This window comes from Rhodoluna miladensis (SeqCode), assembly GCF_965234705.1.
Classification (GTDB): Bacteria; Actinomycetota; Actinomycetes; order Actinomycetales; family Microbacteriaceae; genus Rhodoluna; species Rhodoluna miladensis.
Map to the genome: position 1 here is coordinate 879,802 of NZ_OZ248465.1, position 20,472 is coordinate 900,273.

The following is a 20,472-nucleotide window of genomic DNA, read 5'->3' on the forward strand; positions in this document are numbered from 1 at the left end:
ATTCGTCGGTGTCAAAAAAATGACACCCTCTCTGCTCAAGCGTGCTGTGGATAAGTTTATCCGACAATGATTGGTCCTTCTTAGAAGGCCTCGTCTCATATACACATTGAGCAGAGAGGGTCTCTTACGACTAGGCGCTTAGGGGGAAGATGCCCAGCCGAGTCTTAGTTATCGACTTTTTGCTCCAACAAGTGCGCTTTCAGAATCCAGCTCGTTTTCCTCAGGCTCGTCATCCTCCGGGTCTTCGCGGACTAAGACAGTTCGAGAAAACTCTGAAGTACCCCAAACAAGATCGTGGCCCAGGCAATCGGCTTCGATCTCAACAGAAGTGCCGCTTCGCTCTCCGTTATCCCAATCGCGGACCTTTAGTCGTCCAGAAACCACAATTCGATCTCCCTTGGAGATGGAGGATGCGCTGTTTATTGCTAGCTGCCTGAATGAGTTAATGGTGAACCAGTTGGTTTCCCCGTCTACCCAGATCTTCTTTGTTCTATCGAAGCGACGCTTAGAGGAAGCTAATCGAAATGAGGTGATTGGCAAACCCTCTTGAGTGACTAGGTGCCGGGGTGTGGTTGCCACTAGGCCCGATACCGTGAAGCTTTCTGACATTACTTACCTTCTTTCAACCTGATTGGTCTAATCAGGTAAAAAGAATCTCAGTCAACAAAATGGCTGTGTTGGTTCAAATGAAATCTGTGGAAAAGTCATTTCAGGTAAGAAGTGAAGGCCTTGGCGGTCTTGTCCATCTTGGGCTTGACCACAAAGTTGCAGTAACCCTGATTTGGGTTTTTGGCAAAGAAGTCCTGATGATATTCTTCACCCATCCAAAACTTATCTAGCGGCTGAATTGTTGTAACAATCCCATCCCCCCAAACCTTCTTGGCTCGCTCAATTGCCTCAACAAAGAGGTGTTTCTGATTGTCGTCTTCGAAAAACATGCAGCTGCGGTAGCTGGAGCCCACATCGTTTCCCTGGCGGTTTAGTTGAGTTGGGTCGTGCAGAGTAAAGAAAATATCCAACACAGTCTCGGCTGGGATTTGATCCTCATCAAAGATCACCCTCGCTACTTCAGCATGACCGGTAGCCTCTGAGCAAACGGTTTCATAGTCAGGGTTTCCGGTGTGGCCTCCGGAATAGCCAACTTCAACGTCCTGGATGCCTCGAAACTGCATAAAGCTTGAATCTAGGCACCAGAAGCAGCCACCGCCGAGAACAAAAGAGATCATGACCCTAGCTTAGGCTTGTGTTTATGAATTTCCGAGCCAGCAATGACCGCTACGCACAAATGAAGTATCGACGCACCGGAAAATCAGGCCTGCTACTTCCCGAATTGTCGCTTGGGCTCTGGCACAACTTCGGCGCAGACCACAGCTTTGCAAACCAAAGGAAAGTGCTGCGCCGCGCCTTTGATCTTGGAATTACTCACTTCGATTTAGCAAATAACTACGGGCCTCCCTACGGCGAAGCCGAAGAAAACTTCGGAGATCACCTGCATAAGGACTTTCGTCCCTATCGCGACGAAATGATTATCTCGACCAAAGCCGGGTACGACATGTGGGATGGCCCCTACGGCAATTGGGGTTCTAGAAAGTACCTGCTTGCCTCACTTGATCAATCTCTTGATCGCATGGGCTTGGAATACGTTGACATCTTTTACTCTCACCGGTTTGATCCCGAAACTCCATTGGAAGAAACTATGGGGGCTCTGGCTTCGGCAGTTCGATCCGGCAAAGCGCTTTACGTTGGAATCTCTAACTACGACGCTCAGCAAACCGAGCAAGCCAAGCAAATCCTAGATCGGATGGGTGTGCCGCTACTTATTCATCAGCCCAAGTACTCGATGTTTGTTCGAACCCCAGAAACTTCATTGCTCGATACTCTCGGTCGACTAGGTGTTGGTTCCATTGTTTTCTCTCCCCTGGCACAGGGTCTTCTCACCGATCGTTATCTTGATGGCAAGGTGCCTCGTGGTTCCAGAGCTGCCAAAGGTAAGGCCCTCACAAAGCAGAAAGTGAGCGACGAGTATCTAACTGCGGCAAAGCACCTGAATGAAATTGCTGCAAATCGCGGACAGTCTTTAGCACAGCTAGCCATCGCTTGGGTTCTTAGACAACCTACTATCACCAGTGCTCTGATTGGGGCATCGAGTGTCAAGCAGCTCGAACAAAACCACGCCGCCATCTCAGGAAACCCACTATCTCTTGAGGAACTAGCCGAAATTGATCTCCAGGCCAGAAACGGTCTGGTCTAACTCGATTGCGAACTAGAAATCCCTTTCTTGGAGTTATCTTTGCCCTTTCGAGTGTTGTGCTGTTTGGGTTAAACGCATCAACTTCAAAAGTTGTAATGGCCTCTGGAATCACTCCTGAGCAAATAGTTATCTTCCGCTCTTTTGCCACCGCCTTGGGTGCGGGAATCGCACTGGTACTTACCAACCGTCAGGCGTTTAGAGTTCAAAAGCACGAGTGGCGCGGCCTAATTATTTTTGGCATCTTCGGAGTGGCTCTAATGCAGTGGTCTTACTCGAATGCGGTGAAAAACCTACCAATCGGCATAGCCCTATTGATTGAGTACACCGCTATCGTGATTGTCCCGCTGGTATCTCTATGGCTTTTCAAGGCCAAGGTCCTTCCAAGGCTTTGGTTGTCAATTGTCATGGTGCTCGGTGGCCTAGTTGTGGTCTCAAGGATTTGGGACGGTGGACTAAACCCAGTTGGTGTGATGTTCGCGGTCATGGCTTCACTGTTTTTGAGCTTCTACTTTCTTATGGGCGAACACCTGCTCAAAAAGCGTGACACTCTTTCTACCCTGTTTTACGCGATGACTATATCTGGGGTGTTCTGGCTCATTGCGACTCCGTGGTGGAACTTCCAGACATCAATTCTGTTTGAGCAAATCTCGCTAACAGGCAACCTAGAGCAAGTTCAGCTGCCGCTTTGGGCAACACTTGCCTGGATTGGATTGTTCGGCTCGTTCCTTCCGATGCTGTTTTCCTTCCTGGCATTAGCTCACCTGAGCGCTACCTCGGTCGGGGTTATCTCCACCGGTGAAACAGTTATGGCATTTATTTTTGCTTGGGCTTGGCTCAATGAGATGATAGATGGCATACAGGCACTGGGTGGAGTGCTAGTAATTGCTGGAATTGTGCTGGCGCAAACTTCGAGAGTGAAGCAAAAAGATAAGGAACCAGGAAATGGCTAGCGTTGAACTTACACACTCAACATTTGGCGCTCAGATTGATAAAACCGGTATCACGTTGGTGGATTTCTGGGCTGAATGGTGCGGACCTTGCCGCATGTTTGGGCCCATCTTCGAAGCTGCCAGCGAAAAGTATCCAGAAATTACCTTTGGCAAGGTAGATACCGAAGCACAGCAACAGCTTGCCGACGAGGCCGGCATCAGCTCTATACCCACTCTTATGGTGTTTCGAGACGGCATACTTCTATACAGCAACCCAGGCGCATTAGCCGCCGAGGCCCTGGATGAAATAATTAGTGCAGTTGCGGCCCTAAACATGGATGAAGTTCGATCAGAAGTTGCCAAACAGAATCAACAAGCTAAATAACAAACCCGTCTGTCACAACTAACCTTTCGAAGGCGAACATTGAAGAACAACTCAGCGGCCATGCTCGCAACCGTTGCCCTGGTTGGGCTAGCGGCGTTGTTGCTGAGTTTTTTTGACACCGGAACTTGCGTGGTTCCAGACGCCGACAACTTTATTTCCTGCCAAGAAATTGCAGATCAGCGAGTCTGGGCAGCTTGGATTCTCGGTGCCATTTTTGTTGGCGGTCTATTGGTTTCTATCACCCGCAAAAAGAGGCGCTAGCCATGCATCAAAATAGCGATGAAACAAGGGCCCTTCGGGAAAAAATCTTTGAGTATGTTCGCACTCGCATGGACTACGACCCAATCCCGCTGGACCACCCAAAAACGGAACAAGAACTCTTCGACGAAGCTGGATTGACCCTCACTGAAAAAGGTTTGGGTGGGGACCGCGCACTGAAGCTTTTTGAGGAAGTGCTTGCTCCGGCAACCATCTCCACCGATCACCCAGGATTTGTCTCCTTTATACCTAATGCACCAACCGAAGCTGCCAGCATATTTGACCTGGTCGTTTCGGCAAGCTCCATCTATGGCGGTTCCTGGCTTGAAGGTGCTGGGGCAATCTTTGCTGAAAACCAAGTATTGACTTGGTTCGCCTCCGAAGTGGGATTGCCAAAAAGTTCAGGTGGCGCATTCGTTCAAGGCGGAACCATAGGAAACCTTTCTGCCCTTGTCACCTCTAGGCAGTCGCACAGAGAAAAACTCAAAGCTGCTGGCGTTCAAATCCCAGGCAGACTGTCTTTTGTTGCCTCCAAAGAGGCCCACTCCTCTTTGAAGGCTGCTGCCAAGGTTATGGATGTCGAAATTGTGCTGGCAGAACCTTCAGTTGATGGTCATCTGAGCGCAAAAGCCGTGAGCGACGCTTTAGCAGGCCAGACTGTAAATTCCGTTTTCGCAATCGTTGCAACCGGCGGTACAACAAACTTTGGAATTGTTGATGACCTGCGCGGAATTGGTGAGTTTGCAAACAAGAATGATATTTGGTTCCACATCGATGGCGCCTATGGTTTGGCTGGAATCCTGAGCCCCAAATACCGACACCTGTTTGATGGTTCGGAGCTTGCAGATTCATTTATTGTTGACCCACACAAGTGGCTCTTTGCTCCATACGATGCTTGTGCCTTGGTATATCGGAATCCAGAAATCGCACGAGCCACTCACACTCAACACGGTGAATATCTAGAAACCCTAACCGAGTCTGGACTCTGGAACCCATCTGATTATTCATTTGGCCTAACCAGGAGAACTCGAGGACTACCGCTGTGGTTCTCATTAGCAACTCACGGAGTGGCAAAGTATCGCGAGGCAATTGAATACAACATCGATGTTGCCCACGAGATTGCAGAAGTCATAAGGTCCATGGACCACGTTGAACTAGTTCGGGATCCAGAGCTGTCGGTTGTGGTATTTGAGCGCAAGGGTTGGGGCCTTGACCAGTACAACACTTGGTCTGACAAGTTATTGAAAGATGAAATTGGTTTTGTGGTTCCCTCAAGCCACAAGGGCAAGCCCAACACCCGTTTTGCTATTGTCAATCCCCTAACCAGTGTGAAGCTACTAACCCAGATCCTTGAGAGCATGAAGTAAGGAGCATCCAGATGAAACTAACCATTGCCGAGGCTCCAGCTTCTTTATCTAGAGTAAAAGAGTCGACAAGACCTGCTTTACGAGTTGCTCTAGTACAAACCAAGTGGCACCAAGATGCAGCGGAGCACGAAAAAGTTCTACTGGATGGAATTTCTAAGGCCGCAACAGCCGGAGCCAAGATTGTGTTTTTGCAGGAGTTAACTCTTTCGAGGTACCCGGCCGATGCAAAACCTGAAGGTATCCCTTCAAAGATTGCGGAGCAGTTAGAGGGCGGCAAGACTCATTTGTTTGCAGCCAAAGCTGCAAAAGAATATGGTGTGGTTATCCACGCCTCTTTATACGAGCAAGCTGATCTTCCCGATGGACGAGGACTAAACACCGCCATATTGGTAAACACCGCAGGTGAGATCATTGCTCGGACCCCCAAGCTTCACATTCCAGTCACTGCCGGCTACTACGAAGACAAGTACTTCCAGCCAGGGCCTGCCGAGAATGACCCGTATCCGGTTTACACTCTTGAGCTTGGTGGGGTTTCTGCCAGCTTTGGTCTTCCAACTTGTTGGGATGAGTGGTTTCCGGAGGTAGCAAGAAACTATTCGATACGCGGAGCAGAAATTCTGGCTTACCCAACAGCAATTGGTTCTGAACCAGATCACCCTAATTTTGACACTGAGCCACTATGGCGTCAGGTTATCGTCGGTCACGGAATTGCAAATGGGACTTTCATGGTTGTTCCGAACCGATACGGAAACGAAGGAACACTGAACTTCTATGGAAGCAGTTTCATCAGCGATCCGTTTGGCAGAGTTTTAGCCCGTGCATCAAGAGATGCCGATGAGGTACTGGTTGCCGATCTAGATCTTGACCAAAGACGCGACTGGTTGGATCTGTTTCCATTTCTTGCTACCCGCAGACCTGACACCTACGACAAACTAACTGCACCTGTTCAAAACAAACGTCTTGACTCAGGTGAGAGCGAGCAAGGCGGCATCGCTGGAGTGAGCCAGAAATGAAACTAACCATGCCCGCCGAGTGGGAAGCTCACGAGCGAACCTGGATGGCGTGGCCACCGGCTAACTACCTACTTGGACAAAGCGATGCGGAAGCTGAAGCTGCCAGAAGTTCCTGGGCCAATGTTGCCAATGCCATCGTGCGCTTCGAACCAGTATCAGTGCTTGCTCCAAGCGATCAGTTGGAAATAGCTAGGGCATATTTGCACCCAAGTATTGAATTGATTGAAGCCGAACTTGATGATGCTTGGATGAGAGACACCGGCCCTACTTTCGTGAGAGACGAAACTGGGAATCTGGTGGGCGTGAATTGGATCTTCAACGGCTGGGGAGCGCAAAGCTGGGCCAGCTGGGATAAAGACAAGCTGGTTGCAGGATTTATTGGGAAGCTTGCCGGAAAAGCTGTTGTTGACTCACCGCTGATCAATGAAGGCGGTGGCATCCACGTGAACGGTGCGGGCGCTGTGCTACTTACCGAAACCGTGCAGCTGGGTGAAGGTCGAAACTCCTCCTGGAGCAAACAAGAAGCAGAAGCCGAGATCCACGAAAAGCTTGGCACCAACCAAGCCATTTGGATCAAGCGTGGACTCACTCGTGACTACGATGGCTTCGGAACACGTGGTCACATTGACATAGTTGCTTGCTTTGCGAGCGAAAACGTGATCTTGTATCACGACCAGCAAGACCCCTCACACCCCGACTTTGAAGTATCGAGGGAAGTCAAGGCAACCCTTGAGGCAGCTGGAAATTTTGAGGTTATTGGTGTTCCAGCTCCAACTATTTTGCGAGATGACGAAGACTTCGTCGACTACAGCTATATCAATCACTACATCGTGAACGGTGCCGTGATTTTGTGCTCATTCAACGATCCAAACGACAAAGTTGCCAAGGCAATACTCGAAAAGGTTTACCCCGGTCGAGAGATAGTTCTTGTTGATGCAACGCAGATATTCGCCCGTGGTGGCGGTATTCACTGCATTACCCAGCAGCAACCTGCCTGAGGATTTTCGGGGCTTACTTAGGCTTCCTCTTTGGCACTCGGCAAGCTACAGGACTACTCGGCTAGTTCTTGGTATTAGACTTTTCGAGGTCCGAATTTTGAAGATTCCTGAAAGCAGGTGGGATTGTCCGAACACGCGTTTGGTGCTGCAACACTCCTTGATGTGAAAGACCCGATGGGCCTTAGATCCGATGCTCCGTTACTGGATGCTTGGATTAGGGACATCACCACCGAACGTTCACCGTTTCAGATCCCAGGCCACAAAGGCCGCAATGACCTCACCGGTTCCATCGTGGATGGAGATATTCCGGTACTTCCTGGTAATCACCCGCTTCGCATCTCCCCTTCCTTGATTGTCGAAGCGGAGGCAGTTGCTGCAGAACTATGGAAGGCAGATCTCTGCCGCTTTGGGGTCAATGGCTCATCAGGTTCCAATCACGCAGCCGTTATGGCGGTAGCTGGCCCAGGTGACAAAGTAATCGTCTCTAGAACTCTGCACAAATCAGTTCTGATAGGCATGGTCTACTCGGGAGTAATTCCTATTTGGGTTCGGCCTGAGATTAATCCAGCAACTGGATTGCCGGAGTATCTTCGCTCGACTGTGCTTCGCGAAACACTTGAAGCACACCCCGACGCTAAAGCGGTTCTTATCGGAGAGCCTTCGTATGTAGGCACAATGAGCAACATTCCTAAGCTCGCTGCTGTTTCACACGAGTATGGAATTCCGCTGGTAGTTGATGCAGCCTGGGCTGCCCACTTTGGTTTCCATGAGGAACTTCCCCTGAATCCAATTCTCGAAGGTGCCGACATTGTCGTCACCTCAGCTCACAAGACCCTTCCGAGCTACTCGCAGGCATCGTTTGTGTTGGTGAACAAGGGATATGTGGATCTGGCGCGTTTCAACAAAGCTTTTGACTCCACACAAACCACTTCCATGTCCGGGCGAATACTTGCATCCATCGATGCAGCTCGTGCGCTTATGGCCCGCCACGGAAGAGAACTTTTGAGCCCAGTAATCGAAGCAACCGCTCGCGGTCGCAAAGCGCTTAGGGATGCGGGAATTGGTGTCATTGATGGTGAATACATCGATCCGCTCAAGATGGTTATCTTGCTTCCTGAAACCGGAGCCGATGGAAACATCATCGAGCAGGAACTGCTAAATGCCAACATCGACCTCGAGATGGCCAATAGGGACGTGATTATTCCGATGATCACTCTGGCTGATACTCCAGAGCGCATTGATGACCTAATAAGAAGAATCATCAAGTTGGTTGATGCTAACCGTGGTGCGCCAAGAGCAATTGTCACGGCAGCTGCATTTTCTGTAATTCCGGAAGTTGTTGTTTCCCCAAGGGACGCCTTTTTCAGCAGTTATGAAGTGGTAGCTGCCAAGGATTCAGTTGGCCGGGTTTGTGCTGAGCTAATTTGCCCTTACCCTCCAGGAGTTCCAGTGTTGTCGCCGGGAGAGCGAATTACCCAAGAGGCATTTGATGCCCTTATGGGAGCCAAGGAGTCTGGGGTAAGAATTGCCTTCGTAGCAGACCCAACTCTGGCCACCATCAAAGTACTGCCTGGCTGAATTGCTAGGGTAGCTACTTATGTATAACTTCTCACTTGCAACTCTTCGACTTCTGATCGGAGTAGGGCTGATTTGCAGCGTCATCTGGCAGGTCACTGATCGAATTGCAAATGATCTCTTTAGACCCTTTGAGTACTTTGCCTACTTCTCCATCGTCACCGCAATCGTTGCAGGCTTATTCCTGATAACTACAAGTTTTGGTCTGATGCTAAAAATTGAAGACACTAAGTGGGTCGAGATTGCAAGGCTCAGCATGGCCGTGGCCCTAATTGTTGTTGGTGTGGTGTACCACGCACTTTTGGCAGATGCTGCCAATGATGTTCGTGACGGCGACTACGCCTGGCCGGTTCTTCCAAACGAGATTATTCATACCTACGCCCCAATACTTGCGGCGATCGAGTACCTGATTTCCGTCAAGGCTTTTCGAATCAGACTTCGAGCATTTGTTTGGGTTGCGATTTTCCCGCTGATCTGGCTGGTGTTTTCGATTGTTCGCGGAAGCGCAACTAACTGGTGGCCCTACTGGTTCATCAATCCAAACGGTGAAGCGGGCCTTGGTGGGATGCTCACCTACATTGCGGCAATTACAGGGTTCTTTCTAGTGCTTGGCCTAGCGGTACTTGGGCTCAAGCAAGTGCTTAGAAGGCTTGTGCTGCGCTAGAGACGAGCTGGTCCGCAAGCGCACCTGCGGTGCTACTGTATTGGGATGCGCGCATCAAAGTGGATAGCAATCACAGCTGGAGTTTTGGTTCTGACCGTTTCTGGCGGAGCCTTGGCAGCTGGCAACTACGTCTACACATCAGGAACTGTTGTTCCCTGTGCAATTAATGAAGACGATCTAGCTAACAAACCCGAATCTTTTTTCACACCCGCCAAAGGCAATGGCCCCTTCCCCGGCGAAGGCTGGGACAAGTGGGCAGGTTATGACCTGAGTGCCTGGTGGATGACTGACGCGAGCTACCAAGCTGTTGAAATCCCCGTCAGCGATGAAGTGACTTTATCTGCCTGGTGGATTACTCCAACTAAATCAAACGGAAAGAATGTGATTGTCACTCACGGCATCGGAACCTCCAGGCGCGATTTCAACACACTTTTACCCACATCAATGTTGGTCAAAAATGGCTTCCATGTTCTATTGGTCGACTCGCGCGATACCGGTGAGTCCACTTGTACCGACGGACGGCACTCAGCCGGCCAAGAGGAATCAACTGACTTCGCAGCTGTTGCAGATTGGCTAGTTTCCAACAAGGACGTCAAACCTGAATCGCTTGGAATGTTTGGAGTTTCCGGTGGGGCTGTTGCTACTTCACTACTACCGGCCAAGACGCAGAACGTTTCTGCTTTTGCCATGGAGGGAACAATCTTTGACTTCAATGCTGCGGCAACCCGTGAAGTTGAGTTTCAGGGCTTTCCCGGGTTCTTGTGGCAGCTGGCTTTGATCTCAGCTCAGCTATTCCACGGAGTGAACTTAACTGAGACTTCAGTGGTACAAGGTATCGAGGCTGCTGAAGCAAGGCCAATGCTGATTCTCCACGGGGATATTGATCAGCGGCTGGACTACCAGTCTTCAGTTGATTTCTATAACTACGCAAAGAGCGTCGGAGCTAACATCACCCTAGAAACTTTCGAAGGATCAGACCACACCGAAGGTATGCTCTCTGAGACCAATCGCTACGCAGCGCTGCTGGCTGACTTCTTCGATAAGTCGTTGACAAAATAGTGAAGTACATAAGCGCAGTTAGGCATATTGCTCGCTACCTATTGGGAGCGGCTCTAATCTATGCAGGAGTTGGCCACTTCACCTTTTCAAGACTTGCCTTCCAAGCCCAGGTTCCTCCGTGGTTGCCACTAGAACCGGACTTTGTCGTGTTGGCCTCGGGCGCTGTGGAAATTGCCCTTGGTCTAGGACTTATCTTTGTTGCCCGTTACCGGAAGCAAATTGGCTGGCTAACGGCAGCGTTTTTCCTTGCAGTGTTTCCGGGAAACATATCTCAGTACCTAACTCAAACAGATGCATTTGGTCTCAATACCGATGAGGCAAGGGCAATCAGGTTGCTGTTTCAGCCTTTGCTGATCATTTGGGCGCTATGGGCTACAGCTGCTTGGTCAAAATCCACCCAGCAAAGCAAGAAGTTAGCTACTTCTTAGAGGCACGCCTAATCTCGCTGCTAAAGAATACGAGTGGCGAGGATCTTGTCGATTCGACGACCATCCATGTCAACTACTTCTAGTTTCCAGTCTTCAATTACAACACTGTCACCGGAGACTGGCATCTTGCCGAGCAACAACAATATAAGTCCACTGACGGTGTGATAGCGACCCTTGTCTTGCTCTGGAACATCTTCAATGACTAGGCAGTCCTTTAGTTCGTGAATCGAGGTGTCACCTTCGAATAACCAAGAACCATCGTCGCGTTGAACCGGATCGGTAGCTTCTTCACCTTCGGTCACAATTTCACCGATTAGAGTGTCAAAAATATCCTGGATGGTCACAAGACCCTCAAGGCTTCCATACTCGTCAACTACAAAGGCAATGTGAGTTCGAGACTGCTTGAACTGCTCCAGTAGGTCCATACCGGTGAGCGTTTCTGGCACGTAAAGCGGATCTTCAAGATTGTCCTGAAGGCTGAGCTTTTCTCCCCTAGCAACAGTTGATAGCGCGGTCTTTGCGCTAAGTACTCCAATGATTGAATCCAGGTCACCGTCGCAAACAGGGATACGTGATCTAACTGACTGGGCAATCTGATCAAAGCTTTCAGCTTCTGGGGCGTTGATGTCAACGAAGATGATTTCAGAGCGAGGGACCATAAGTGATCCAAGCTTTCGATCATCCAAACGGAAGACGTTCTTGACGAGCTCGCGTTCCTGATCTTCAATCAATCCAGCTACCGAACCCTCGTCGAGAATTGCTTCAATCTCATCCTCGGTGACGGTGGCTTCCTTGTGTTTACCGACCCCGAAAAGCCTCAAGAGTGCATTGGTTGTAATGCTGAGAATAAGTACAAAAGGCCTGGTCGCAATCGAGAGAATTAGCATCGGCCGAGCCATAACGGCGGCAATGGCCTCAGGGTTTGATTGTCCGATGCGCTTTGGCACTAGTTCGCCCACAGTGATGGCAACGAAAGTCACGATAAGAACCACAGAAACTGTGGCAGTGATGTCAGCAATTCCATCCGGCACTCCAACGCTCTGCAACCAGATAGCTAGAGGTTTAGCAAAGATTGATTCTCCGACAATTCCACTGAGCAAACCTATAGAGGTGATACCTATTTGGATAGCCGAGAGAAACTGGGTTGGATCGGCACTGATACGCAAGGCCGCTTCAGCAGATTTTTTGCCCTTGGCGGACATGGCGGAGAGCTTGGCTCGCTTAGAGGTTAAAAGTGCAACCTCCGACATGGCAAGAACACCATTTACGAGAATTAGAGAAAACAGCAGGATTATTTCCAAAGACCTGTTTAACTCACCCCAATGGCTATGCGAACGTTGAAAGACAATAATCGCAGAAAAATTGTCGGTGTGCGACTATATCTATTCTTTTTTCCACCAACAAGCGTGACTTTGCCTTGAATAGGGGTTTGTTTGGCGCTGCTGGAGGTCAATTCGAGCTTAACTCAAGGCTATTTTGATGACTTTGCTTTGGCAAATGCTGCCTTAGCTTTAGTCTCATCCTTGCGAGTGGCAAGGGCAAATAGGGCGAGTCCTGCAACTAATGCTCCAGCCCCTACACCGTATGCAACAACATCAGCAGCGCGGTTCACATCGACAAAGACACCCACGAAGACTACGGCGATGATGGCAACGACAACACCTATCAACTTGGACTTTAGATCATCTAAGTCACGAACCTCAAGCCATTCGGGAACCTCTAGTTTGGTGTCAACAAAGAGTTCGTATAGACCATATCCAATTACAAGAAGTACTGTTCCAAGCAGAATTGCGTCGACGGCTGTCAACACTTCGACGATTGTGTCTTTCAAGTAGGCGTCGTTCAAAACTGCGTCCCACACGATCATCAGAATTGAGATAGACCCTTGCGCCATCAAAAGCAGGGCTCCAATAACTGAAGCTACAGCTGGAACGAAAACCGCGTAGCGGGTAAGTCCTAGTAATTTACGCATGGCCCAATGCTACTAGCAGGCCCGTGGGTATTAGAAGGTGTATAAAGCCAGCAGGATGGCGATTCCAAACATCACTGCAGCAATCACCAAGTCCAATACTTTCCAGAACACTGGCTTGGCCATGAACCTCGAGGCTGCCCTAGCCCCGAAGCCAATTGAGCTAAACCATAAAATGCTAGCCACCGCACCGCCCAGTGCAAACCACCATTTGTCTGGACCAAATTGATTGCCAATTGATCCAAGCAAAATAACAGTGTCTAGGTAGACGTGTGGGTTTAGAAAGGTAAAGCCAAGCACCGAAAGCACCACTGTCTTAGCGCTGGCACTTTGAACCCCGGATGCATCGAGGGCTTGAGTCTTGAAAGCCGAGCGAATAGACCTGATTCCAAACCAAGTCAGATAGGCGACCCCGAACCAGCGGATTATCTCCAGTAGCCAAGGCAACCCAGAGATGAGTGCCCCTAGGCCCGCCACACCTAACAGGATCAAAAGCGCGTCAGAGAATGCGCAGATTGCAACCACAAGTAGAACGTGTTTTTTTGTTAGGCCTTGCCGTATTACGAAGGCGTTCTGCGCACCTATTGCAATGATCAAGGAAAGGCCTGTAAGCAGCCCTGGCAAGAAAGCAATCACCGGTTGAGTCTAAGGGTTGTGTTTAGTCGTTTGGTGCCCTCGGCAGGAACCTGCGACCAAGAGATTAGAAGGATTTAGACCTTGGGCTTCGAATTATTTTGCAGAAGCGAACAGATAAACAGGGTCGCCAGAAGGAAAAACGCGGGCCAGTTTAGGGCTTCGCCAGGTGGAGTGTGTGCGCTTTCGATTTGGCCCATCATGCCAGCCAAGGCTCTCATGGGTGCGTCTAGTGCAAGAAAGAGAATAATCAGTGGTGTGAAGCCCTTGTAGGCGAAAAACAATGTGAGCATGAGACCAACAAGAAGCAGCTGGATGGCTCCCCACTGGTGGAACAAGGCAATAATGTTGTTTCCGCCCGAGACGCTCGTGTCAATGCCGGCGATAGACTCTGCTCCACCATCTGGTGTGAACAAGTGAATCAAGCTCCGAACAACGACTAACAAAAGGAACGCAAGGGTTATTAGCCGAACAACTCCAAAACCTCGGTACACTCTAGGATTTTCTGGGAGAATCTGATTTCTCATGCTTTGCCTTTCCTTGAAACTAGGATGGTGCCCTCGGCAGGAATCGAACCTGCGACCAAGAGATTAGAAGGCTCTTGCTCTATCCACTGAGCTACGAAGGCAAACGTGCCCGAATTGTAGGCTTCTCCATTCTACACAAGGCGACCAACGCTTCCTCTAGTGATCATTAGCGAGGGGTCCCAGAGGTCCTAACTGGCCCAGTCCGAGCTGATTTTCACGCAATTAGTACTGGAATATCAGTGAGTGAATAGCGGAACTGCAGAATACTTTTGGGATCATTTTGCCGCTCGGAAATTGTCAACGAGAAAATTTTCGGGATGAATTAAGGCCAAAGGTACTTGGCTCGCAGAATCATTCTCGGTCCCAGAACTTCCCCGCGAGCATCGGCTGCTGATCCCGGTACATGCCAAGTGACTAAAAATGCTGGTAAGTGCATAGCAATTCCTCATCTAAGACACTCCCCAGGGGCAAAATGAAGGTTCGCAGGGGACGCAAATCAGTTGGATTCTCGAAGATGAATTTATTGAGAAGGTGGGGTTAACCCCACCTAAGCTGGGATAACCCTTCGTTAAACGACATAAACTTCCCATATTATGCCAATTAGAGCCCTGGTTGTAGAAGACGACCCCTTTTCGAGAATCAGCGTGGTCGCTGCTCTCCAGCAATACGGGTACCAAGTAGTTGTCGAAGAGGCTTCCGCGTCACAAGCCCTACTGAGGGCGAAAACAGCTCGACCAGATGTTGCAGTGTTGGATCTGCATCTAGGCGCTGGTCCAACTGGGCTTGACGTGGCTCAAGCACTTAGAAGAATGAACCCTCGAATTGGGATTGTGCTTTTGACGTCCTTTGAGGACCCCAGACTTCTGTCTTCTGGTCTGCCAGCGGTTCCAAGAGGAACGGTCTATATCACAAAGCAAAGCGTGACAAAGATGAGCCAGCCAAAATCAGCAATCTCAGAATCTCTTGTTTTTGACTCGAACCTGGCAAGAATTCCACTAAACCCAGCCTTTGGATCACTCACAAATGTTCAGGTTGAAACTCTGAAGTTAGTTGCTGAAGGGCTATCAAACTCTGAAATCGCAATACAAAGGTCTGTCAGCCAAAAATCTATCGAGCAAACTATAGCTCGAGTCGCCAAAGCACTAGGAATAACTCCGGATTCGAAATCTAACCAGCGAGTCCACATTGCACGAGTCTATTTTCGATCCATAGGAGCAAAAACCGATGCCTAAAGGCAGTTCGGGGTCTCGCATCTCTAAGTATTTTGGGCCTGGTGCCTTTGATCCAGCGATAGCCCTACCCATAATTTTTGCCAGCGCAATTGCCCAAATTCTACTAGGACCCGAATTTACCGACATCGAAACCACTTATAAGTTGTACGCGGTCTTTTTCGTGAGTCACACTGCGGTTTTATTGACTTTTTTACTGTTTGGAAAGTTGCTAAAGCCAGGGCTTGCAAGCGGGAGAATCAAGTTTTATTGGGTAATTGTTATTGGGTTGTTCTTAGGGGTAGAGAGAGCAGCGGCGGGATGGGTCACCTCTCAAGCAACAGGGATTTCGCCCAACCTACAGTTTTTCTCCCCAGATAGATTAGTAAGTGGCATCATTTCGTGCGCCATTCTCATTTTTCTAATTACAATTTTGGGAACAGCCAGACAGAAATTTACTCAAACTAGAGAAAATCTCCTCGCAATCAATGTGATTCAGAAATCAGACCTGGGCGTGATCCCGGATGAAGTTCGGCAGTTTGTCGATGCAACTCGAACAACAATCTCCCAACTCCCTAAAGAAACAAATTGGGCTGACATTAAGAAGATCATCCACCAGATAATCTCAAATGATCTGCGTCCCATGAGTCACAAGCTTTGGGAACTTGAAGACAAGAAGCTTCAGAGTTTTAGCCTTAAATCAATTTTTCTCCGTGCCAGCAACGACCATTTTTATAGACCTCACCTAGTAGTTCCAATTTGGTTTCTCACAACTTTGCCACTATACGTGAGTGATTTTGGTCTAGCCACTGGCCTAGAGATGGGGCTAATTCGAGCAGCATTGCTGCTTGGAGTGCTTTTGGTTGCGAGTCAGATAAAGACAAGTTCTCCATCGCTGCAGATTGCCAAGCTTGTCATAACAGTTTTTGTCTTTGACTTTTTGCAAATTGTTGTCGGGAGATCTTTACTGGATTTTGAAGACCAAACTATTGAACTTCGCAATATACTTGCAGCCCTACTTTGGATAACTGAACTCATAATTATGGTGGGAATGTCTTGGGCGCTTTTTGAATCAGGAGCCAATGTTAAGGCACAACTTGATCAAGTGGACAGGGAAGGGGGTTTGCAGCATTCACCTGCTGCAGGCGCAGAAATGCTCCGAAGTCGGAAATTGGCTCGGCACCTTCACGGTCAAGTACACAATCGACTTCTCGCCTTAATCGGAGTGGAAGAACCTCGCGAAAAGGCACATAAGGAAGATTTGCTTTCTAGCATTGACCTTGTTCTTCAGTCCGCACTTGAACCATACGATGTCCCTATAACCTCAGCAAAAGAACTCGAAGATTCGATTCTGACCCAATGGAGCGGACTAGTCGATCTCAATCTCGAATTTCTGCCCAAGGAATTGATGCTCACACAAGATTCCTGGTCCCTGGTTTCAGGTGTAGTCGAAGAAGGTATTGCGAATGCGGTCAGACATGGTTTTGCTTCAAGTGTGAAGATTTCTGTCGTTTACACCGATTCCGAATTGATAGTTTCAATTCGAGATGACGGTACTGGCCCAAGACAGGGCCCTCCCGGAATTGGTTCTGCCTTTTTCAGTGCAATTTCAAATGACTGGGTTCTTAAGGAAACGGGATCAGGCTCTAAGTTGAGGATAGTTCTGCCGATTAGTTAGGACCTTAGGGTAGTTGAGCTGATTTTGATCCTCAAGGACCATCTAAGTTTTTTGCGCGGCACTAATAGGGATACAAAAGGCTGGGATGAGGGCTGTCACGTCTCGAGGGTGTCCACCTACTTCTGACTATTAATGAAGGCTCTGCCAAGGGCAACCTCACCTGGAGAAACTAGCAGGGGAATTGGCTTCTATTTGCCACTGGCCTTTGAGGCATTTTTACTGGTGGCCTTTGAGGCATTTTTACTGGTGGCCTTTGAGGCATTTTTACTGGTGGCCTTTGAGGTCTTTTTATTGTTGGCCTTCGAGGTCTTTTTATTGTTGGCCTTCGAGGTCTTTTTGCCGTTGGCTGTTGAGGTCTTTTTGCCGTTGGCTGTTGAGGTCTTTTTGCGGTTGGCCGATGATGACTTTTTACTACCTTTAGTGGAGCTGCGAATCATTCTGTAGCCAAAAACTAGGGCCCCAAGCGCGACCAAAAACAGCGCCCCACGAAGGAGGGCATCAGGGAGAGTGAGGGCATTGGGGTCATCAAAGACTATTTGCCCTTCAAAAATTTCCGTCTTCCGGACTCCCCCATGCTGGGCTATGACAAAGGAGCGATAGTTTCCATCTTCAATTCCTGGCTGAACCGGAACATCTACGTAACCTTGTTGATTTGTGCGAATCTGGGGAACAAGAAAATCTACGGGATCGTATACGAGCTCAGCAAATGCTGCGTCCGCGAGCTGCAGTCTTCCGCTAAGGCGAAGCGGAACTAGGCCAGTGTTTTCAAAGAACACGCGCACATACTTCGTTCCTTCAAGGAGCACTCCGTCGACACCGATGATCTCAAAATTTGGCATTAGCTCTAAAGCGTCTCCAACACCAAGCCACATACCGGAGTCAATTGCCAGGCTCGTGCCCACAACCGCCTTGACTCCGGTTGAATCATTTTCAATTTCCTCAATGTTCTCTACGGATCCTGCCATCACGCGAAGGGTCGCATCAAACGCTTCGTCAGGCGCGTCGTTCGGAATGTCGATGGTCATTGTGATTCTGACTTCACCGCCCGGGCGCACGATCGGCTGTGTCGGTGAGAAAGTTACCCAGTCAGAAATTCTCGATGGAACGGTGGTATCCGTTGTTATTTGATCGTTGACCAGGATTTGATCATAAATGTTGAAGGATATTGCCTGAGTTACGTCGTCGCTTAGGCTCCGTACCAAAATAGTACGCGTAAGCTTCGAGCCTTGGTCTCCTCCAGCCCAAATGCTGCCAGTCACCTCGGCATCAGTTTGTTCAGCCTTGTCAAAGGAGACGCTGATCCCCAAGCCGGGAGCAGCCATGGCAGGCAACCCTGCACCGAGAACAATAGAAAGCAAGATAGCAAATACAGACTTGCTTTTTCTATTTGTGTAAATTCGCATTAACAATCCAGTTGATAGAACCCGATAGTTGCATTCTCAAGGCATGTCCCGCAAAGCCCTGACGAGATTTCTTGCATGCCTTTTCAAGAAGCCCCTCCATTTCGAGAACACCTAGTGAAAATTGCAACAACCCAAGAGCTAGGCCCCTGGGTTGTTGCAACAGTTGTTTGACCGTCTGAAATGTTCTAGTTAGCCATTCTTGGGAGTTGAGCTAAAAACAAATGCCACTGATCCACCCGAGAACGAGTAAAGCGCTCCAGGAGAAGCAGGCACTCCAGATATTGCTGGAATTGTTAGAGAATAACCCGTTGAGATTGAGCACTTTGGCGCAGCTCCTGCTACATAGTCATTAGTCAAGGTACCGTGGGCTCTGGAAACCATGGTAGTTGCCGGGCCACCAATTAGATCAATCGTTGACGGGGACACGGTAAATGACGCTTCACAATTGCTTGTCGTGTTTATTTTGAATGGCTTCAGTGCCCCCACTGTGAACGAAAGCAAGGGATCTTCAGTTGCTGCTCCGCCTACTCCGGGGTAAGTGGCTCTCACGGATGTTGAGCTCATCGCTACATTAAGTGCAGCAGATGCCTGATTGTTGTAAAAGGTGCATTCTGTGCTAGCGGCATCTGGTGTTGCCCAGGGGTCTACCGAACCGCTCAGGCGTACTTGGACTGTGTCCGTAGCTGCTGAAGAAACAACAAGAGCCTCACCTACATATTTCGATGCTGAACTTAGTGAGATTGTGGTGGGAACTCCCGCCACTTTCCACTGGCATGCATCCATTGCAGTTACTGTTGACTCAACCGAGGCTGCGTTTGCGCTTCCAACAGACATTGAAAGAGCAATCACAGGGAACGATAGAGCGATTAGTGCAGCTCCGATTTTCTTGCGGTTCATTGAATCTCCTTGGCTTGATGAAACTTGTTCTAATTACAGTGTTTTCCAGGCAGTGGGGGCTGAAGTTTCAGTCAAAATAAGGGGTTAGCCCTAGCTCTATGGCCTGAAAAATGTCAGCTTTCAATTTTGCCTGAATCCTTGCGATTGTGACCTGGGCATCTACTTGGCTTGTCTCCAAAGGTCAATTGCTATGCAGGATAAAGCAAAACCCCCTGCACAATGGCCGGGGGTTTTGCTTTTGCCTCACTACAGGCTAATAGCTCTCAATGTGGCGTGTCTGAAAATCAATTTTTTCCATAGTTATGGAAGAAAAAGAAGAAGTTGAGCCGCCGTGAACGCTTGGTATTCCGCGTCGGATGTGTCGCGCGGAGTAGCTGGTGCATCATCTGCTGTGGAGAGAGTGTAGATTAGTTCAGGTCCTGAGAGAGTAAACACTCTTCCAGCGGCGTCCGGCGTCCCTGTGGCTTCAGGAATAAAGAACATGACCAAAGTGCTTATTTCGCATCTTGACTCCGCCACTGAATCATATGTTCCGTTTACATCGGTTGCCCACATAATCATTTTGTTGGTGTTTGCGTGCATAGCGAGAGGGTCGTGGCCTCTCATGATGGACTTGGCAGACCCCATGTGCGAATTGAGGCACTGCCTGTCATCTGCTGTAAGGCCGCTAGGGTCCCCCTGGGTAAGCCCGACAAGACCAGGGCTATACAGGGAAGCAGTGAGGGGGTTACCTGGCATAAGCTGAACTGAGAGCGAAGGGTCAGTCTGAGTCGCCCCAATTGAATCCACGTAGGTTGCTGTAAAAGTTTCGGGCTCATCAGGATCAAGGGTAGCTGTAACTACTGGAAACCTAACGTTGTTGTAGGCGCTGCAGTCAGAACTCTCAGCTAAAACTCCATCGACCAAGTACTTGCCCGTCATGGCCAAGGTGAGGGGTTCAATTCCACCCAGTAACATTTGTTCACCGAAATACTTATCGTCGCCTTCGGGAAGAGCTTGAGCGTTGTTGTCAACTGGAACTAGAGAGAATTCCCCTGGAGCAGAAAGTTCCCAGCTGCATGTACCGACGGTTTCGACAGTCGCAGTTACATCAGAAGCGTATGCGGGGCCGGCACTCAAGGCCAGGACAAGGGTGGGGAGCCCTAGCGAGATTAGGGCAACTCCGGCTGCGACTTTAGCGCTATTCCTCATTTTTGCCCCTTCAAGAAATTGACAAGCAATGACTAAAAT

Annotated in this window: 22 protein-coding genes and 1 tRNA gene; 13 read left to right on the forward strand and 10 right to left on the reverse strand. The window is 49.2% G+C overall.

Features of this window, described 5'->3' with window-relative positions:
- Positions 1–168: 168 nt before the first annotated feature.
- Together AC8GDC_RS04365 and msrA are read right to left on the reverse strand one after the other, a co-directional pair.
- Positions 169–609, reverse strand: a complete 441-nt coding sequence (locus AC8GDC_RS04365) for a single-stranded DNA-binding protein (RefSeq protein WP_506557448.1) — start codon at positions 607–609, stop codon at positions 169–171.
- A 95-nt stretch (positions 610–704) separates the two neighbouring features.
- Positions 705–1,226: a peptide-methionine (S)-S-oxide reductase MsrA gene (msrA, locus tag AC8GDC_RS04370; protein ID WP_506557449.1), complete on the reverse strand. Its 522-nt coding sequence runs from the start codon at positions 1,224–1,226 to the stop codon at positions 705–707.
- Between the two features lie 23 nt (positions 1,227–1,249).
- Between msrA and AC8GDC_RS04375 the strand changes: the two genes are divergently transcribed.
- The 11 genes from AC8GDC_RS04375 to AC8GDC_RS04425 all read left to right on the forward strand — a co-directional run bounded on the left by AC8GDC_RS04375 (position 1,250) and on the right by AC8GDC_RS04425 (position 10,927).
- On the forward strand, positions 1,250–2,251 hold the full coding sequence (locus AC8GDC_RS04375; RefSeq protein WP_506557450.1) for an aldo/keto reductase: 1,002 nt from the start codon (positions 1,250–1,252) through the stop codon (positions 2,249–2,251).
- 5 nt (positions 2,252–2,256) lie between these two features.
- On the forward strand, positions 2,257–3,201 hold the full coding sequence (locus AC8GDC_RS04380; protein WP_506557451.1) for an EamA family transporter: 945 nt from the start codon (positions 2,257–2,259) through the stop codon (positions 3,199–3,201).
- On the forward strand, positions 3,194–3,565 hold the full coding sequence (gene trxA / locus AC8GDC_RS04385; RefSeq protein WP_506557452.1) for a thioredoxin: 372 nt from the start codon (positions 3,194–3,196) through the stop codon (positions 3,563–3,565). Before AC8GDC_RS04380 ends, trxA begins: the two co-directional genes overlap by 8 nt.
- A gap of 39 nt (positions 3,566–3,604) precedes the next feature.
- Positions 3,605–3,826: a hypothetical protein gene (locus tag AC8GDC_RS04390; protein WP_506557453.1), complete on the forward strand. Its 222-nt coding sequence runs from the start codon at positions 3,605–3,607 to the stop codon at positions 3,824–3,826.
- Between the two features lie 2 nt (positions 3,827–3,828).
- A complete protein-coding gene (locus AC8GDC_RS04395; protein ID WP_506557454.1) occupies positions 3,829–5,190 on the forward strand; it encodes a pyridoxal phosphate-dependent decarboxylase family protein in 1,362 nt (453 codons plus the stop codon).
- An 11-nt stretch (positions 5,191–5,201) separates the two neighbouring features.
- Entirely contained in the window at positions 5,202–6,203 is a 1,002-nt protein-coding gene (locus AC8GDC_RS04400; RefSeq protein ID WP_506557455.1) for a nitrilase-related carbon-nitrogen hydrolase, read from the forward strand.
- Entirely contained in the window at positions 6,200–7,201 is a 1,002-nt protein-coding gene (locus AC8GDC_RS04405; protein WP_506557456.1) for an agmatine deiminase family protein, read from the forward strand. The genes AC8GDC_RS04400 and AC8GDC_RS04405 overlap by 4 nt, the downstream gene beginning before the upstream one ends.
- A 123-nt stretch (positions 7,202–7,324) precedes the next feature.
- Positions 7,325–8,779: an aminotransferase class I/II-fold pyridoxal phosphate-dependent enzyme gene (locus tag AC8GDC_RS04410; RefSeq protein WP_506557457.1), complete on the forward strand. Its 1,455-nt coding sequence runs from the start codon at positions 7,325–7,327 to the stop codon at positions 8,777–8,779.
- 19 nt (positions 8,780–8,798) lie between these two features.
- Positions 8,799–9,440 carry a Pr6Pr family membrane protein gene (locus AC8GDC_RS04415; RefSeq protein ID WP_506557458.1) on the forward strand — a complete coding sequence of 214 codons (642 nt, stop codon included), beginning with the start codon at positions 8,799–8,801 and terminating at the stop codon, positions 9,438–9,440.
- A gap of 45 nt (positions 9,441–9,485) precedes the next feature.
- Positions 9,486–10,499 carry an alpha/beta hydrolase gene (locus AC8GDC_RS04420; protein WP_506557459.1) on the forward strand — a complete coding sequence of 338 codons (1,014 nt, stop codon included), beginning with the start codon at positions 9,486–9,488 and terminating at the stop codon, positions 10,497–10,499.
- Positions 10,499–10,927, forward strand: coding sequence for a DoxX family protein (locus AC8GDC_RS04425; protein ID WP_506557460.1), 429 nt, complete (start codon positions 10,499–10,501; stop codon positions 10,925–10,927). Before AC8GDC_RS04420 ends, AC8GDC_RS04425 begins: the two co-directional genes overlap by 1 nt.
- A gap of 20 nt (positions 10,928–10,947) precedes the next feature.
- On the opposite strand, the gene AC8GDC_RS04430 is transcribed toward AC8GDC_RS04425, so the two are convergent.
- The 5 genes from AC8GDC_RS04430 to AC8GDC_RS04450 form a co-directional block, all read right to left on the reverse strand.
- Positions 10,948–12,228: a hemolysin family protein gene (locus AC8GDC_RS04430; RefSeq protein ID WP_506557461.1), complete on the reverse strand. Its 1,281-nt coding sequence runs from the start codon at positions 12,226–12,228 to the stop codon at positions 10,948–10,950.
- A 170-nt stretch (positions 12,229–12,398) separates the two neighbouring features.
- Complete coding sequence (locus AC8GDC_RS04435) at positions 12,399–12,899, reverse strand: YqhA family protein (protein WP_506557462.1); 501 nt, start codon at positions 12,897–12,899, stop codon at positions 12,399–12,401.
- Between the two features lie 30 nt (positions 12,900–12,929).
- The gene (locus AC8GDC_RS04440) at positions 12,930–13,532 is read right to left on the reverse strand and encodes a LysE/ArgO family amino acid transporter (RefSeq protein WP_506557463.1); all 603 of its coding nucleotides are present in this window, start codon (positions 13,530–13,532) and stop codon (positions 12,930–12,932) included.
- A 74-nt stretch (positions 13,533–13,606) separates the two neighbouring features.
- Complete coding sequence (locus tag AC8GDC_RS04445) at positions 13,607–14,056, reverse strand: hypothetical protein (protein ID WP_506557464.1); 450 nt, start codon at positions 14,054–14,056, stop codon at positions 13,607–13,609.
- A gap of 25 nt (positions 14,057–14,081) precedes the next feature.
- Positions 14,082–14,157 (reverse strand) — tRNA-Arg (locus AC8GDC_RS04450).
- A gap of 492 nt (positions 14,158–14,649) precedes the next feature.
- Here AC8GDC_RS04450 and AC8GDC_RS04455 point away from each other — a divergent pair.
- Both AC8GDC_RS04455 and AC8GDC_RS04460 read left to right on the forward strand, forming a co-directional pair.
- On the forward strand, positions 14,650–15,288 hold the full coding sequence (locus AC8GDC_RS04455) for a response regulator (RefSeq protein WP_506557465.1): 639 nt from the start codon (positions 14,650–14,652) through the stop codon (positions 15,286–15,288).
- Positions 15,281–16,942: a sensor histidine kinase gene (locus tag AC8GDC_RS04460; protein WP_506557466.1), complete on the forward strand. Its 1,662-nt coding sequence runs from the start codon at positions 15,281–15,283 to the stop codon at positions 16,940–16,942. The genes AC8GDC_RS04455 and AC8GDC_RS04460 overlap by 8 nt, the downstream gene beginning before the upstream one ends.
- Before the next feature lie 188 nt (positions 16,943–17,130).
- Here AC8GDC_RS04460 and AC8GDC_RS04465 read toward each other — a convergent pair whose 3' ends face one another.
- The 3 genes from AC8GDC_RS04465 to AC8GDC_RS04475 form a co-directional block, all read right to left on the reverse strand.
- A complete protein-coding gene (locus tag AC8GDC_RS04465) occupies positions 17,131–18,345 on the reverse strand; it encodes a hypothetical protein (protein ID WP_506557467.1) in 1,215 nt (404 codons plus the stop codon).
- 189 nt (positions 18,346–18,534) lie between these two features.
- The gene (locus AC8GDC_RS04470; RefSeq protein WP_506557468.1) at positions 18,535–19,242 is read right to left on the reverse strand and encodes a hypothetical protein; all 708 of its coding nucleotides are present in this window, start codon (positions 19,240–19,242) and stop codon (positions 18,535–18,537) included.
- 300 nt (positions 19,243–19,542) lie between these two features.
- A complete protein-coding gene (locus tag AC8GDC_RS04475; protein WP_506557469.1) occupies positions 19,543–20,433 on the reverse strand; it encodes a hypothetical protein in 891 nt (296 codons plus the stop codon).
- Positions 20,434–20,472: the final 39 nt, after the last annotated feature.